The sequence below is a fragment of the Liberiplasma polymorphum genome, assembly GCF_043951795.1.
Taxonomy (GTDB): Bacteria; Bacillota_I; Bacilli_A; order Izemoplasmatales; family Izemoplasmataceae; genus Liberiplasma; species Liberiplasma polymorphum.
Window position 1 is genome coordinate 72970 of record NZ_JBIOAG010000002.1, and the last position, 16409, is coordinate 89378.

Annotated in this window: 17 protein-coding genes; 2 read left to right on the forward strand and 15 right to left on the reverse strand. The window is 33.0% G+C overall.

The genetic code is table 11. From position 1 onward, the window contains the following. Nucleotides 1-3: 3 nt before the first annotated feature. The 9 genes from glmS to nadD all read right to left on the reverse strand — a co-directional run bounded on the left by glmS (nucleotide 4) and on the right by nadD (nucleotide 9256). Nucleotides 4-1788, reverse strand: coding sequence for a glutamine--fructose-6-phosphate transaminase (isomerizing) (gene glmS, locus ACHAJD_RS00955; RefSeq protein WP_435583968.1), 1785 nt, complete (start codon nucleotides 1786-1788; stop codon nucleotides 4-6). 140 nt (nucleotides 1789-1928) lie between these two features. Continuing rightward, nucleotides 1929-2657: a hypothetical protein gene (locus ACHAJD_RS00960; protein WP_435583969.1), complete on the reverse strand. Its 729-nt coding sequence runs from the start codon at nucleotides 2655-2657 to the stop codon at nucleotides 1929-1931. Beyond that, nucleotides 2654-3205 (reverse strand): ATP-binding cassette domain-containing protein, encoded by a 552-nt coding sequence (locus ACHAJD_RS00965; RefSeq protein WP_435583970.1) that lies wholly within the window; start codon nucleotides 3203-3205, stop codon nucleotides 2654-2656. Before ACHAJD_RS00965 ends, ACHAJD_RS00960 begins: the two co-directional genes overlap by 4 nt. Beyond that, nucleotides 3192-4112 (reverse strand): hypothetical protein, encoded by a 921-nt coding sequence (locus tag ACHAJD_RS00970; RefSeq protein ID WP_435583971.1) that lies wholly within the window; start codon nucleotides 4110-4112, stop codon nucleotides 3192-3194. The genes ACHAJD_RS00965 and ACHAJD_RS00970 overlap by 14 nt, the downstream gene beginning before the upstream one ends. Beyond that, complete coding sequence (locus tag ACHAJD_RS00975) at nucleotides 4093-4767, reverse strand: hypothetical protein (protein WP_435583972.1); 675 nt, start codon at nucleotides 4765-4767, stop codon at nucleotides 4093-4095. Before ACHAJD_RS00975 ends, ACHAJD_RS00970 begins: the two co-directional genes overlap by 20 nt. A gap of 65 nt (nucleotides 4768-4832) precedes the next feature. Next, the gene (locus tag ACHAJD_RS00980) at nucleotides 4833-5654 is read right to left on the reverse strand and encodes a patatin-like phospholipase family protein (protein WP_435583973.1); all 822 of its coding nucleotides are present in this window, start codon (nucleotides 5652-5654) and stop codon (nucleotides 4833-4835) included. A 12-nt stretch (nucleotides 5655-5666) separates the two neighbouring features. Further along, the gene (mnmA, locus tag ACHAJD_RS00985; protein WP_435583974.1) at nucleotides 5667-6797 is read right to left on the reverse strand and encodes a tRNA 2-thiouridine(34) synthase MnmA; all 1131 of its coding nucleotides are present in this window, start codon (nucleotides 6795-6797) and stop codon (nucleotides 5667-5669) included. Nucleotides 6798-6809: 12 nt separating this feature from the next. Further along, nucleotides 6810-8681, reverse strand: coding sequence for an NAD(+) synthase (locus ACHAJD_RS00990; protein ID WP_435583975.1), 1872 nt, complete (start codon nucleotides 8679-8681; stop codon nucleotides 6810-6812). Between the two features lie 5 nt (nucleotides 8682-8686). Continuing rightward, a complete protein-coding gene (nadD, locus tag ACHAJD_RS00995; RefSeq protein WP_435583976.1) occupies nucleotides 8687-9256 on the reverse strand; it encodes a nicotinate (nicotinamide) nucleotide adenylyltransferase in 570 nt (189 codons plus the stop codon). Between the two features lie 90 nt (nucleotides 9257-9346). Here nadD and ACHAJD_RS01000 point away from each other — a divergent pair, with 90 nt between their 5' ends. Both ACHAJD_RS01000 and ACHAJD_RS01005 read left to right on the forward strand, forming a co-directional pair. Beyond that, nucleotides 9347-10369, forward strand: a complete 1023-nt coding sequence (locus ACHAJD_RS01000) for a M42 family metallopeptidase (RefSeq protein WP_435583977.1) — start codon at nucleotides 9347-9349, stop codon at nucleotides 10367-10369. Nucleotides 10370-10460: 91 nt separating this feature from the next. Beyond that, the gene (locus tag ACHAJD_RS01005; RefSeq protein WP_435583978.1) at nucleotides 10461-10727 is read left to right on the forward strand and encodes a hypothetical protein; all 267 of its coding nucleotides are present in this window, start codon (nucleotides 10461-10463) and stop codon (nucleotides 10725-10727) included. 23 nt (nucleotides 10728-10750) lie between these two features. Here the strand turns inward: ACHAJD_RS01005 and ACHAJD_RS01010 are convergent, their stop codons facing one another. From ACHAJD_RS01010 to ACHAJD_RS01035, 6 genes are all read right to left on the reverse strand, one after another. Then, nucleotides 10751-11683: a DUF697 domain-containing protein gene (locus ACHAJD_RS01010; protein ID WP_435583979.1), complete on the reverse strand. Its 933-nt coding sequence runs from the start codon at nucleotides 11681-11683 to the stop codon at nucleotides 10751-10753. Nucleotides 11684-11746: 63 nt separating this feature from the next. Then, nucleotides 11747-12154: a GNAT family N-acetyltransferase gene (locus ACHAJD_RS01015; RefSeq protein WP_435583980.1), complete on the reverse strand. Its 408-nt coding sequence runs from the start codon at nucleotides 12152-12154 to the stop codon at nucleotides 11747-11749. A 49-nt stretch (nucleotides 12155-12203) separates the two neighbouring features. After that, on the reverse strand, nucleotides 12204-12890 hold the full coding sequence (locus ACHAJD_RS01020) for an ABC transporter ATP-binding protein (RefSeq protein WP_435583981.1): 687 nt from the start codon (nucleotides 12888-12890) through the stop codon (nucleotides 12204-12206). Beyond that, the gene (locus ACHAJD_RS01025) at nucleotides 12874-14514 is read right to left on the reverse strand and encodes an ABC transporter permease (protein ID WP_435583982.1); all 1641 of its coding nucleotides are present in this window, start codon (nucleotides 14512-14514) and stop codon (nucleotides 12874-12876) included. The genes ACHAJD_RS01020 and ACHAJD_RS01025 overlap by 17 nt, the downstream gene beginning before the upstream one ends. Nucleotides 14515-14536: 22 nt before the next feature. Then, nucleotides 14537-15571 (reverse strand): Fe(3+) ABC transporter substrate-binding protein, encoded by a 1035-nt coding sequence (locus tag ACHAJD_RS01030; RefSeq protein WP_435583983.1) that lies wholly within the window; start codon nucleotides 15569-15571, stop codon nucleotides 14537-14539. A gap of 200 nt (nucleotides 15572-15771) precedes the next feature. After that, nucleotides 15772-16323, reverse strand: coding sequence for a DUF402 domain-containing protein (locus tag ACHAJD_RS01035; RefSeq protein ID WP_435583984.1), 552 nt, complete (start codon nucleotides 16321-16323; stop codon nucleotides 15772-15774). Nucleotides 16324-16409 lie beyond the last annotated feature (86 nt).

The window sequence follows — 16409 nt, forward strand, 5'->3', positions numbered from 1 at the left end:
GCGCTATTCTACTGTGACACTTTTTGCTAAATTTCTAGGTTTATCTATGTCTAAATTTCTATCAAGCGCCGCGTAGTATGCAATCACTTGAGTTGGAAGCACCATTAATAGTGAAGCAAGTATTGGATGAACGTTAGGTAAAATGATGTGATCGCCATCCTCAGCAAGTGATTCGGTCACAATTTTTAATGTATTAGCACCTCTTGATTCAACTTCTTTTAGATTACTTCTAGTATTTAAAGCGATTTTCTCTTCTGAAATTAACGCAATTACAGGTGTACCATCCTCAATTAAAGCAATGGTTCCATGCTTTAATTCTCCTGCCGCAAATCCTTCAGTTTGGATGTAGGATATTTCTTTTAATTTAAGCGCTGCTTCTAAACATACAAAATAATCCATGCCGCGACCAATATAAAAACAATTACGTTTTTGTAAGAGGTTTGTGACTATAGGATGTAAGGTTTCATATTGGGCTAAAAAGCTATCCATCGCTTGACTTAACTTGGATAATTCTTGTCTTAAATTAAAAGATTGTGCTTCTAATTTATAAGCAAGTAAGGCTAAGACTGCACTCTGTGCTGTATACGCTTTTGTGGAGGCAACTGCAATTTCTGGTCCTGCAAAAATTTCTAAAAAATATTTTGCCTCACGGGCTAAGGTTGAAGTTTTAACATTTGTAATGGTTAATGTTTGATACTGATGAGCAGTTAGATATTGTAGGCATGCTCTTAAATCTGCAGTTTCACCACTTTGACTCAGTAAAATAAAGAAATCATCTTTATCTATTACAGGTGGATAATAGGCAAACTCACTTGCAATATGAACTTCCACAGGTTTTTTTACTAAACGTTCAAACATGATTTTTCCAATATACCCTGCATGCATGCTTGTGCCTGCAGCTAACATATGAATACGTTTAGCTTTTTTTAAAGCCTTAATTATATTTTCATCGATTTGAATGGTGTCTTCATCAAAATACTTGGAAACGATATTACGAATAACCGCAGGTTGTTCCATAATTTCTTTTAACATGTAGTGTGGGTATACACCTAATTCTGAAACAATATCTTCAAAATCCATCACCATAAAAGATGGCTTTACTTCTAAAAATTCTAAAGAATAAAGTAGTAGGTTATTATTTTCTATAATCGCAAACGAATGATCTTCTAAGGGTAAGTACTCAGTACAAACCCCAACCATTGCCATTAAATCAGACGCGATGATATAGTCGTCTTTTCCTTTACCTATAATCATTGGGCTTTTATTTTTAGCAGCGTACATGCGATTTGGGTTTAACTGGTCTACTGCTAAAATTGCATATGACCCTTTTAATAGTTTTAACGTTTTAAGAATAGCCTCTTCAACAGAGACTGTTTTTGCAAAAAGTTCGATTAATTGAACAATCACTTCTGTATCTGTTTCACTCACAAACTCATGCCCTTTAAGATAGTCTTCACGCAGATGATGAAAGTTTTCAATCACGCCATTGTGAACAATCATAAAACGATTTGAGGCTGAAAAATGCGGATGGGCATTCTCTTGATTTACCATGCCGTGTGTTGCCCAACGTGTATGTCCAATCCCTGAATGGGATATACCAGTTTGGTTAATAAGTGTGTTTAAGTGCGCAACACGACCCTTATCTTTAAATAACTCATATTGCTTTGTATCATGATTATAAAGACTAATTCCTGCTGAATCATACCCACGATATTCTAATCTAGAAAGCCCGTTAATAATGATATCCTTAGCGTTTTTTTGGCCAATATAGCCTACAATTCCACACATATTTTATCCTCCAAATTTCTTTGATAAAAAAATACGCAAAAACAGGGTGTTTCTTGTTTTTGCGATATTTTTCACCCTCGCATAATATTTACCGGTATTAATTATAGCATACCGGGTTTATAAAGAAAAGCCTAAACCCATCAAAAATCTTTATGCGAAAATAGGGTATTGCTCAAATATAGTAACCAAGCGATATAAATAATAATGTAAATCGGAGAGATGATTGAAGTGATTTGATAATCTTCAATAATATGGATATTTATAAATAGACTATGATAGACTAAAGTAATTTTATTTATATGGGCTAATGGTGATAAAAAGTCAACAAGTATATTTCCTATCATCATCATAATAAACAAAATTAACAAGCTTAAAATGTGTTGAAATATAAAACTAACAGCGATCATTATAACATAATAAAACAATGTAAATAAGCTAAGTAAAACCATGAACATCATATAATTTGTGTCGGGTGTTGTAAGATTAAAGTATCCAGCTAAAATCCTTGTAAGACACACACTCAAAATGGTATAAACCAGTAATGGTATTAACCCTGCAAAGACTTTACTTATAAATACTTTTCTTCTACCGATAAGTTGAATGAGCACAATGTCATAAGGATTAAAAAACCATAACTGTAAGACAATATATATACTTAAAGAAACAATGGTTAACTTTAATAAATTTAATGCTTCTAAAAAGAAATCAATCGCATAAATATCTGAAAATATTATACGGTCTACTCTTGGTTCATAAAACCTTGTTAAGTAAAACAATATAAGTAATGTAATTACATATAATAGACTTAATAAAATTTTAGTTTTTAGTGTGAATAGATAATATAGATGGAATCTAATTACCTTACTCATAAATAAACCTTTTTAGGATTTAAGCGCTCAAACTCATCACTTTGATGAGTTGAGCAAATAAACTTTTCATCTCTTTGTGCAATAATATTAACAAGTTGTATTCTCGATTGAGCATCAAGCCCTGAAAATGGTTCATCTAGTAAATAGACATCTCTTTCTTCCATTAAGGCTTGAATTAAATGGACTTTTTGTTTCATTCCCTTAGATAATGATTTAAAAGGGTCATTACGTTTTTCATATAAGTCAAACTTTATTAAAAGCTCTTCTTTTAAAATTTTATTCCCTTTTCCAATTTCAAGTAATGTGTTTAAATACGTATTCACGCTCATATCTTCAGGATACCTAATCAGTTCTTCTGCGTATAAGACAGTGCCTTCATTAATAATTTCACCCTCATAATTAATTAGGTTTGCAATCCCTTTTAGGACGGTTGTTTTGCCTGAACCATTCGGTCCGATAATAAGGGTTACTTTTTTATCAAAGGTAATGGGTTTTGTTTCTATGGTTGTATGCTTGTATTTTTTTGAAAACTGTTTAATTTTTACCATATGTACCCCTTTGATGAATGCATGGGTGATAGGATTCAAAGACATTAGTTCTTATAAAGCGAAAATCATCGGCGATGAGTTCATAACGTTCACCATCTAACAGATAGCTAATTATAAGTGGATACTTATGTGTGAGTAAATCGACGTCATCTTTGTAACTAAACGGAATGAAATAGTGATTTTCTTTATAGGCTGGTACAGTCATCGGTTGTTTATGATATTCAAATGGTTCTAGTGGGTCGTAGTCTTTAAACATTGTTGCCATGTCAATCTTACCTGAATGAATAGGGTCTATTTCTTTTATATGCTTCATATTAGGGGTTACTTGTGGGTTTTGAATAGAGACTTTAATGATTTCAATGGTTGAACTTGTTTTATTCACCAATGAAAAGATTAAACCAAAACTGTTGGGTAACCCACCACTTTGTTCATGAATGTTTATACGATCATAAACAAACAAAGCAGTATCATTTAGCGCGCCAAATCGGTAGGTGAAAACGCCAATATCTAGTTTTAGTTGAAATTGATTGGTATAATCGATAATTAAAAATGCCTCTTTTATTTCAATCACATCATCTTCTGCATAAATTGATGGTTTTAAATGGAAGTGATACTGGTAATAATTATCTTCTTTAAAAAGTTGTTTTTGCTTAAAACTAATTGAATGAAGTTCAAGGGGAACACGTAAGGATTGATCAGCGGCTTCGATTGAAATATTGATGATTTGTTCTTCTAAAACCAGTACCGAGTTTGGGTGATTAATAAGAATTGGAATGGTAAATGTTTCAAGACTTGATGTATATACATAGGTATGACTTTCTCTAACGGAATAAATACTTAATGGTTTTTCTTCAGTTTGAAGTAAGGTTACAATGAGTAAAACAACACTAATAAAGGTGATTGTCATCACGCTCTTCAGGAATAGATTCATCGATGATACGCTCCTTTACTATAGAAAAATATTCTGTTGTTAAAACAAACACTTCCCAACCCCCAGTTCTAACATTACGCCAAAAACGGTAATACTTAGCTACGCCATTTGTAATTTTACCTTCACCATAGACTTCTACATATAAAACAGTCATTGGGTCTATTTGCATTCTGATTTCAATGCGTTCTTCTTCGGCGCGCTGCGTTTCATAACTAACAGTTGGTCTAATGTGGGAGTCTAGTCCTAGTTTAAATGCTTTGATGTTTCCACTTGCACTAATGCCTACATTTCCAGTAGCACTAAGTTGAAATTTACTTTGTTCAGTTGTTTTAAAAAAGTAGTTTTTACTAATGGTACTGTAACCTTCATTTCTAATAATGTACATGGTTTCTTTTTGAAACGTAATGGGTTCGTTTTGTAGCACGACGTAAGTTTTCCAACCCCAAAAGCGATTCCCTTTAATTCTTTTGTAATAGTTTTCGTAATCACTTTTAGTATAGTTTTCTAATAATAAGCCGCCATGGTTCGTAAATGTAATATTTTGATAGGTTAAGTATTCTGCTGCAAAAATAGTTTGTTTTGATAGTAAAAATATAAATGTTGTTACAAATATTATAAGAACTTTTTTCATGATACACCTCCACTTAATTGATACATTAAAGTAGGCTGTTTTTCTTTATTAAAAAACCAGAAGATTTAGTGATCTTCTGGTTTATATTTTTGAATGAACTTTTCGGCATCTTTTTTTCCGATTTCAAAACGCCTGTGCATTTGCTTATTGGAAAAATTTAGAATCCCACTTAAGCTACGTGATGGGGTAATTGTATGGATTGTAATATTTTTATCATCCGATGTTTTTTTCATTTTCAGTCTAAATAAATCGATGACAATAATTTCTTCACATCCTGCATTAATGAGCGGGGTTATTGGGGTGTTATCCAAAACACCACCGTCATAATAGGTTTCATTATTAATGACTACTGGCTTAAAGAAAACCGGAATAGCACATGAGGCTAATAGTGTTTTTTTTATGTCTTCTTGTGTTAACTCTCTTAACAGTGGGTATCTTGTATGATTTTCTTTATCAAACATATTTCTAACGTTTAATGATAATAACTCTGCAATGGTTACATTTTCATCTCCAACATGTGAAGTACTTACATAAATATCATTATTGTAAACCGCATCGTATTGAACGGTATTATCAATGAGTTCTTCAAAACGTTGGGTATTATAATAGCCTTTAAATACAAAGGCTTTGCCTTCTTTAAACATTTTTTTGATGAAGTTTTGTTCTTCACTAAAAAGACTATCTTTATCCATGCTTAACCAAAGATTTTCTGCGATAGTTAAATCTTTCATCGCAAGTAAGACTGCATTTAAGCTTCCCACACTAGATCCACTTATGGCGTGAATATCATCTAAGATTCCTGCTTCTTGCAATACTTTTAATACAGCGATTTGGTAGGCGCCACGAGCGCCACCACCGGATAAACAGATCCCTAATTTTTTTTTCATATTATCCCTCTTCTAATACGGTAGTTTCTCATTATTTTTATAGGCATATTGGATGAGGCCTCCACCTAAACAAACCTCATCATCATAAAAGACAGCGGCTTGACCTGGTGTTACTGCTCTTACTGGTTCATCAAATAAGACATGCAATAAATCATCTTTCATTGATAGTGTAACGCCAATATCTTTTTGTCGGTATCTAAACTTAGCTGTACATTTTAATCCATCAATATGCAGTGACTTATCGATGATATTGACTTCCTCTACTGTACAAGAGGTACTGTAGAGTTGATGATGATGAAATCCTTGGCCGACATACAATATATTTTGTTCTAAGTCTTTACCAATAACAAACCAGGGTTCATTACCGTACTTATCACTTCCACCGATTCCTAAGCCTTTTCTTTGGCCGATGGTGTAATGCATAAGACCCGTATGTTCGCCAATGATGTCTTGATCTAATGTCATAATTTTACCTGGTTGTGCAGGTAGGTAATTGTTTAAAAATAAACTAAATTCTCTTTCACCGATGAAACAAATTCCAGTAGAATCTTTTTTCTGTGCTGTAGGTATTTTATGTTTGATGGCTAAATCTCTAATTTCTTTTTTAATAAAACCACCCACAGGAAACAGGGTTTTCTTTAGTTGGTCTTGGGTAAGTTGTGATAAAAAATAGGTTTGATCTTTATTGCTATCTACACCGCGTAAGAGCTGAACCGTTTCACCATGTTTAACTCTTGCATAGTGACCCATTGCAATATAATCAGGATTAAACTGGGCTGCGTGTTTAATAAACGCATCAAATTTAATGTATTTATTACACATGATATCTGGATTAGGGGTTCTTCCTTTTTTATACTCATCTAAAAAGTACGTAAAAACATCACGCCAATATTCTTCAATAAAATCGACACGATATAACGGAATTTCAAGGTGATCACAAACAGCTAACGCATCTTGATAATCTTGTTCTTGGGGACACATATCATTATCTAAGTCTGGATTACCTAATATATCTTGATTGGTCGTTGAGTCCCAGTTTCTCATAAATAAACCGATAACTTCATACCCTTGTTCTTTTAGTAATAGTGCTGCCACACTAGAATCAACGCCACCGCTCATTCCAATGACTACACGCTTTTTCATATCAATCAGTCCTTATTGCTTGTTTTTGTTAATATCGCTAACCATACGTAAATCGCCTCTTGGCGATAAAGATATATCTAATATTTTTGGTGAATCAGGTGAGGCTTGTCGTTTAAATTGTTGAGAATAAAAACGGTTGAAAAAATTAATCACATAATTGTCACATGTTTCTTGGGTTAAATCAAATGTTATACTTAATAACCATTTTATACGGTTTGGGGTGTCTCCGTAACGAAGGTAGCGTTCCATAATAAAATCATTTACTTCATATTTTCCAATGGCATCTTCTGTTTTTTGGTTTGGGGTTAACTCTGGTGAAATTGGGGTATCTAGAATAGATTTAATGTGTTTTTCTATAGCACTACCAAACTTTAGCTGTCCATAATAATCAACCATAAAACGAACCAAAGTTTTAGGAATACCTGCATTAATGCCGTACATACTCATTTGGTCTCCATTGTATGTACACCATCCAAGTGCTAACTCACTCATGTCACCGGTTCCAAGTACTAACCCATTATGCATGTTAGCTAAGTTCATTAAAATCATGGTTCTAGCTCTTGCTTGAGTATTTTCATAGGCTGCATCATACGTTGTTTTATCATGGCCAATTAATTCGAAATGGTCGTTAACATGATCGCTAATATCAATTTCTTTTAAGGTGACCTTAAGTTCTTTGATAATTCCTTTGGCTTGTTTTAGTGTTTTTTGACTTGTTCCAAGCGCTGGCATAGTAACACCAATAATTGATGCTCTTCCCATTTTGAGTTGATCGACTACACGACATGCAATAAGGAGTGCTAAGGTTGAATCTAGCCCCCCACTTATGCCGATGACGATGGTATCAGCATTAATATGTTTAACGCGTTTAATTAAGGCGTTTTCTTGTAATGCAGCTATCTTTTCAAACGCCTCTTTTGCATTACTTTTTGGAACAAAAGGCGTTTGATCAAACTTTTTTTCGAATACATAATCCTTTGATTCATTTAATGTAATAATTACTTCTTGATTTTCTATAAGATATTTGTGAAGTGTATCGCGATAAGAGGATGATAATTTTCTACTATACGCTATTTTAGATAAATCAATATCTCCGTAAATAATTTCACTTTCTTGTGAAAAGTTTTCAGTTTCAACTAATAAATCCCCATTTTGTGCAATGACGTTATGCCCACTAAATACGGTTTCACTAGTTGATTCGTTTACACCTGCACTGCAATAAATATAAGCACCAGCATTACGACGTGAGTGTTCTATGATTGTTCTTCTTCTAATTTCGCTTTTATGAAGTGTTTCATTAGAAGCACTTAAGTTAATAATCATTTTAGCGCCGTTTAAAGCAAGCACGTTTCCAGGTGAAATTGGTGCCCACATATCTTCACAAATTTCAATACCAAAACTAATTTTATCATCTTTAGTTTTAAAAATAAGCGACCCAAAGGGTACCGTTTGGTTTAAATATGTTATTTCTTTTACTTGTTTAACAATATCAAACCCTGTTTTAAACCAACGTTTTTCATAAAATTCTTGTGTGTTTGGTAAATAAAACTTTGGAATAATTCCTAATATTTTATCTTTTTGAATAACCAATCCACAATTATATAAAATATCAGTTATTTCTAATGGAGCACCGATAACAATGATGCCTTCATAAGGATTTTCTTTTAACAATTTAGCAATACTAGTTTTTGTTTCATCTATTAGACTTGTTTGAAAAAACAAATCATTACATGTATAAGCGGTAATTCCTAACTCAGGAAATACCGCAATACTCGATTGAACCTTTGGTAAAATTCTAAGCATTTCATTCACATTGTAAGTAGGGTTTCCTACTTCAAGCTTTGGTGTAATTGCTGCAACTTTCAAAAAATCATTTTTAAACATTTTCATCACCTCTTGTATAGTTGATGCTCGGTTATATAATCCCAAACCTTCTCATCAACCATGGTTTCATCAAACGTTTCTCTAAATAAAGTACTCGACATCGGATTATCAAAATCATTAAATATAATTAAGTTATGTCGGTGTTTTTTTAACATGTCATTTTCTTCAATGATTTGATCAATATTTGATTGTCGATTTAAAACGATAATTTTAAATTCAGATAATAAGGATTCTGCTAAAATCCATGTATGTAAGTAGGGTAAATTATCTGCACCTATTACAAATGCGCATTCACCTATTAAGTTATCACTTATTCGGATAAGTGATTGATAGGTCCCTAAAAACTCTGAATCTTGAATTTCCAAATTACTAATAGAAATATCATCGTAGTCTTCTGTCATCATTTTAAGCATATTTAAACGATGATAATTACTTGCAAGTTCACGCTTAGTATACGCATTACTCACAGGCAAATAAATAAAACTATCTACTTCAAGACGTTCTTTTAAATAATGATAAACATTTAAATGTGCTTTTGTAGGCGGATTAAACGCGCCACCATAAATTATATGCATCTATAATCACCCTAACTAATTATACCATATTTAAGGTTTTAACGGCTATCAATATTAGTTTTATGCTATAATAAATCTCGAGGTGAAACTATGAAAATTGATAAACATTATGTATTAGAACTTGCAAAAGAAATTTTAATGATTCCAAGTCCGAGTGGTTACACGAAAGAAATTACTGAACGTATTCAAGAAGAGGCCCTAAAATATAATTTACACATTGAAAAAACCAAAAAAGGGAACTTAATTATTACTATCCCTGGACAAACAAGTCATACCATTGGTTTAAGTGTCCATGTAGATACATTAGGTGCTATGGTAAGAAGTATATCGAGTGATGGAACGCTCAAATTCACAAGTATCGGGGGTCCAAGTTGGCCAACGCTTGATGGAGAATATTGTACGATTAGAACCCGTAGTGGAAAAGATTATACTGGAACATTTTTATCGACAAGTCCTGCCAATCATGTCTTTAAAGATGCAGGCACAAAAGAGCGTAATCCTGAGACGATGAATGTACGTATTGATGAAATTGTTAAAAATAAAGACGATGTTTTAAAACTCGGGATTGAAGTAGGTAATTTTATATTTTTTGATCCTAAAACCGTCGTTACAGAAAATGGCTTTATTAAGTCACGATTTTTAGATGATAAAATTAATGTAGCCAGTATTTTTGGATTAATTAAATATTTTAAAGATTCAAACGTAGTGCCTAAACAAACGTTAAAAATTATTATTTCAACCTATGAAGAAGTTGGCCACGGGGCTGCCTTTATTCCTGAGATGGATGAAATGATCGCAGTTGATATGGGTTGTATTGGGGATGATTTAACTTGTACAGAATATGATGTATCTATTTGTGCGAAAGATTCTAGTGGTCCTTACGACTTTGATCTTACAAACCGTTTTGCTGAACTTGCAAAAACAAATAAACTTAATTATGCTGTAGATATTTATCCATACTACGGCTCAGATGTCTCGGCTGCATTACGTGGTGGAAACGACTTTAAAGGTGCCCTTATTGGACCAGGTGTTCATGCAAGCCACGGGATGGAAAGAACACACTTCCAAGCGGTTGAAAACACAATTAAATTACTCATCCTTTACACACAATAATACAAAGTGTCCAATTGTTTGGACACTTTTTTTATTGTTTTGACAATTTGGATTTTTAAGCGTATATTTAAGATATATATAGGGAGGGCTTATGAAAAAATTTAGTATCTTAATTTTACTTTTTGCTTCACTTACACTTTTAGTTAGCTGTATAGATAATGATTCTATTGAAGTTGAAGGCATTATTACTCAAAAGTTTACCCGTGATGGCGCTTATTTTTTTAATGTTGAATATGAATTAATACTAGAAGAAAGTCCCCCGTTTATGACTACGACTGAAATTAAAGTAAGCCGTTCTACTTACGATAGCTACTTAACCGGAGATTCTTATACATTCAAACGACCTGCACCAAAATAAAAGCACACCTCGGTGTGCTTTTTTTATAAAGCTTCTTCTGCAGCTTTAAATGGATTTTTCTTAAATGGTCTTAACGCAAAATTTACGATGCTTTTTGGGAAAGTATAAAGCCCTTCTGCAATCACTATTGGCATCAGTTTAAATGATTCTTTATACGCTTGCATACGCAATTCGGTTTTACTCATTAATTGATTGTCCTGGAATAAATATTTACGTGTTACAATTCCTATTCTACACGTTAACATACCGTTAGAGATTCCTTGGAAGATAGAATTCGTAGCTGTTCGAACCATTGGCAAATCAGTGATGGCTTCGCCAACTTTAGAAGGCAACATTTCATGAAAATTTACATCCTCTAAACCCTCTGCAATCATTGCAGTTACCGCAACGTTTGCACTTAGTTTTGCTAAATTAATATAATTGGGTCTGAATCCACAAGCAACAACAATTTCTTTAACCATTTTAATGTTTGTGAATATTACTGAAAACATATCTAGTTGGCCATTTTGAGAAATCGCTGTAGTCACTAAAACCGTTTTTGAGTTTTTGATAATGATTTTATCAATCTCTTTACGAATAGTCCCGTTAAAAACAGCTCTTAAAGCTTTAGGCAACTCGACTTCGTCATTCATATGGTTACGAAGTAACACTTTATCATCTTCATTTATTTTATCTGAACGAAGTAAATTTTTTGCTGCAGCCTTGTAACTTCTAGCGTTCTTTTTAGGATCACCTTCAACATCGATTGAAAAGGTTGGCGCAAAAAAGATGACACGTAGTGGATTAATGACTAAAACATATAAAACAATCGAGGCGAGTCCGTAAAACCCATATTCAAGATATAAATGAATACTTCTTAAGCGTTCACCTACACTGATAACGTTTGATACAAATACTAATAAAAATATGACTAATATTGCAATTAATATACTAATCCAAAATGCTTTTTTTTGCATATGGTAACCCCCTTTATTACTTACATTGTACCATGAATAAGAAAAATAAAGCTGAATTTCCGCTTAATCAAAACGTAAATAGCAATTTATTTTATAATCTGTATTTTTTTTAAATCCAACACTTTCATAAAACTTATTTGCAGAAACAGAATCTGCATCAGTGATAAGAACTTTTTGTCTTACGTCTTTGTAAATGGTGGTTACATGTTTTAATAATTTTTTACCAATTCCTTTTCTTTGATAACTTGGCAGGACTAAAATATCTTGAATATATAAAATGTGTGTTTTATCCCCTATTACACGTATTAAACCGACTAATAAATCATCATCAAAAGCGGCAAATACACCTAATGAATGTGTAAACATTTCTGCAAACTTTTCTATATCTTTTGTATAAGAATACCATTCTAAAGCATCGTATAATGCTTTGAGTTCGCTGATGTTATAATCTGTTATTTTTTTAATTTCCATCAAATCACTCCCTTATTAATTATACTGCAAATAAAAAAAGATAAAACCTTTAATGTGCGGTTTTATCTTTTTGATCAATAATTTCTTCTCTAACAATTTTTCCATTTTCTAAATAAACAATACGGTCTGCTATATCGTAGGCATCTTCATAATCATGTGTCACAAAAATACTAGTCATTTTTGAAGCTTTAATAATGCGTCTTAAATCTTGACGGATTTTCATCTTTAAATCGGCATCTAAATTACTGAATGGTTCATCTAACAGTAACATTTTGGGTTTCGGTGCAAGGGCTCGTGCAAGAGCGACTCTTTGCATTTGACCGCCTGAAAGTTCATGTGGATAACTTAATTTTTTCTCTGGTAAATTAACTAAGTCTAACATTTCATCTACTCGGTTAGCTCTACAAGATTTAGGTAAGTGATTCAGTCCGAATAAGATGTTTTTATAAACATTCATATGAGGAAATAAAGCATAATCTTGAAAAACCATGCCTACTTCGCGTTTTTCCGCATCAATATAAATATCCGTTGAACACATCGTTTCTTCATTAATCGTGATTTTTCCTTTATTAGGCATTTCAAGACCTGATAACACTCTTAATAAAGTGCTTTTACCTGAGCCACTACTGCCTAATATAGCAACAATCTCACCTTCGTTCATACCAAAAGAAATCTCTTGCAAGACTTTAGTTTTTCTATCATAACTAAATGATAATTCATCAATCTTTACGTACATAATTCAGCGCTCCTTTTTTCTTTTGATGGGTAAGAATATAAATTAATAGACTTGAGACTAAAATCATTACTAAGGCCGCCAAAGAGGACTCTTGTAACATTTCATCACTAGCGTATTCATAAACTAAACTAGCTAGTGTATCATAATTTGCGGGCCTAAGTATTAAAGTAAGTGGTAATTCTTTAATTACATCGATAAATACGATGATTGCGGCACTAATAATCCCTGGTTTTAATAAGGGAAGATCAATTTTAAGTAAGGTTTTTATTTTACTACTTTTTAATACATAAGCAGCTTCTGTGAATGATTCACCAATTTTATCATAGCTTGCTTCTATACTATTATATCCAATTGCCATAAACCTTAGTACATAGGCAAATATTAACATAGATAACGACATACTTAAAACAAGACGACCTGTATCCGGGTTAAAAAGTCTATAAAGTGGGTACATAGCACGGTCTATATCAATAAAAAATATATTGACCGCAACCGCAATTACAGCCCCAGGTATCGCATAGCCTAAGTTTGTAATTTTTAGCCACGATTTTTTTATACTTGACTGACGTCCACGGTTGAAATTAGCCAGCATTATAGCAATAATAACAACAATAATAGTCGCAAATATCGCAATCGTTAATGAGTTAATAATGATATAAAACATATCTAATCTAAACGTTTTTTTAAACGTCAATGTAAAATACCATAAGAGTTGACCCATTGGGACAATAAACCCTAAGCCAAACGTTAGCCATAACAACCCAGGATAAAGAATCTTTTTGTAACCGGTTAATGGCACACGTTGAATTGGTCTGGTTTTTGAATGGATATTATAACGTCTTTTTCCACGAATTGCGCGTTCTAAAAATATAATTAAAAAAACAATAATCATTAAGACTGCACTTAATCTTATAGCACTTGTAACATCACCTAGTGAAAACCACGTATTGAATATCGCAAAGCTAAATACTCTTACATTAAAATAAGCAACCACACCATAATCATTAAGTGTTTCTAATACAACGAGTAATGTCCCGGCAACCAACGCTGGTCGTAGTAATGGGATAACAATTCGGGATAACACGCGCCATTTAGATGCGCCTAATAAACGGGCACTTTCTAAAAATGAAGCGCTTTGTTTACTGATTGAACTTCGTGTAAGCATATAGACATAAGGATATAACGTAATCACAAAGATAAATACAGCACCAGACATATTCATTAAATTGAGTGAAGAAGGTAAACTTAGACTTCTCATGAACCTTGAATACGTCCCAGTATAACTCGTCATATCTGCATAGATATACGCTGCAATATATGAAGGAACAGCCAAAGGAAGGACCAACATCCAGTTGAGGTATTTTCTTCCTTTAAAATCATAGCGTACCATTACATAAGCCGCAAATCCACCGACTATTGCAGAAAATATAGCCACAAAAAAGATTAATATGAAAGTGTTTTTAATGTATTCAGCAAGGAGAAAAGTTCTAATATGAACCCAGGCTTCAGTCGTTGGAGAAAACACTTCAATTAAAATGTTTAAAAGCGGAATTACAATAAGTAATCCCGCAATAATGCTTACAACAGTAAAAATATTAAGTTTGTGTTTGAGTTGTTTAAGCATAGTAACACTCGTTTCTTAAAGTCTATTTCCAACCGACTTCATTCATTAATGTTGTTGCTTTAAAAGCATTTGTTCCTAAAACAGTTAATGGAATATCTTGTGGCGTAAATGTCCCCCATGATTTAAGTAAATCATGTGGTTCAACATTAGGGTTAACTGGATATTCAAAGTTTGCACCTGCATAAGCACTTTGTGCTTCTATACTTGTTAAGAACTCAATTAGTTTAATTGCATTTTCTTTATTTGGTGCATATTTTGTAACCCCTGCAGCACTAACGTTTACGTGTGTTCCAGTGGTTGCTTGATTTGGGAAGAAAATGCGAACCGTTTCGCCTACTTCACGTTCAAAGGGGTCTTCAGAATGTAACATTCTTCCGATATAATAAGTATTCATAATTGCAACATCAGCAATCCCTTCGACCACAGCTTTTGCTTGGTCACGGTCATTGCCTTGAGGATCTCTTGCGAAGTTAGCAACTAATCCTTGGGCAAAAGTACGTGCCCCTTCTTCTCCCATTATTTCGATAAAAGAAGCCATTAGACTTTGGTTATAAATATTTGTACTCGTTCTTGTAACAATGCGGCCTTGCCACTGAGGTTCGGTTAAAGCTTCATAAGTAGATAAATCATTTACATCAACACGGTCAGGATGATAAACAAATACTCTTGCGCGCATCGTTAGTCCAAACCACTGTGAATCTATATCTCTATAATTTTCTGGAACATTACTTTCAATAATTTCTGATTCAATTGATTGTAATAAGCCCATATCTTTTGCACGGTGAAGTCTTCCTGCATCAGCAATAATTAAAACATCTGCTAGTGAATCTTCTCCTTCATTTTGTAATTTAGTAATTAACTGGTCTGCCCCGTCTCTTACTAAATTTACTTGGATCCCTGTTAATTCTGTAAATCGTTCGTATAAATCACGATCTGTGTCATAGTGTCTTTCTGAAAATACTGTCACAACGTTATCCGATGTATTTACACCAAGTTGGCATGCACTTAGCATAAAAAAAACAGCCATTACAGAAAGAAGCATGAAACTCTTTCTCATTATGTATTCTCCCTATTTATAATTTTTATAAAGTTGTTTTTTTACTACGAATTAAGTATAACTAAGCCCGTGCAAATTGTCAATTCTACCTATAATATTTATAAATAAGGTTTCAATTACAGTTAAAGCCATTTAAAAACACTGTTTAAGTACAGAGGAACAAGTAAATCCTCCTTGTACTTTACAGTGTTTAATGATGTTTAATCGTCTTCGTTTTCTTCAACCTTTTTTGCGTTATCTAAATAAAGTTGATAGTACTTTTCGACAATCCCTTCTTCAAAAGGTCCAATTCTTTTTTCAATCATGTCTTTTAACACATTAAGTTCTGATTCAAGAATTTTTTTTAAGTCGCTTGGGTAATCCATTTTGACTTTATGCTTGTTATACTCTTTTCGGTCAAGTATAGAGTAAGCATAATCTGGAGCAACTTTTACATCTAAATCATAATCAATATACTTTAGTGCTTCTTCATCAATCATATAAGGCGATGCGATATTACAGTAATAAAAAATGCCCGTTGTTCTTATAATGCCAATCACATTAAACCAACGTTCTTTAAAAAACCATGTGACAGAAGGTTCTTTGGTATACCAAAATCTGCCGTTTGATTCGATCACTTTCGTACGGTAATTTGCAATCACGATTGCGTCTTGATTCATATCAATGACGGTAGCGTGTGCCCATATGCGATGAAGTTTTGTGTTATGCTTATAACTTTGCACAACGATGTCTTCCCATAATTTAGGAATCATACTACATCACATCCTTATTGCTTTTAATTATAGCACAATAAAAGAAAACGATGAAACATGTTTCATCGTTTTCTTTTATTTTATGA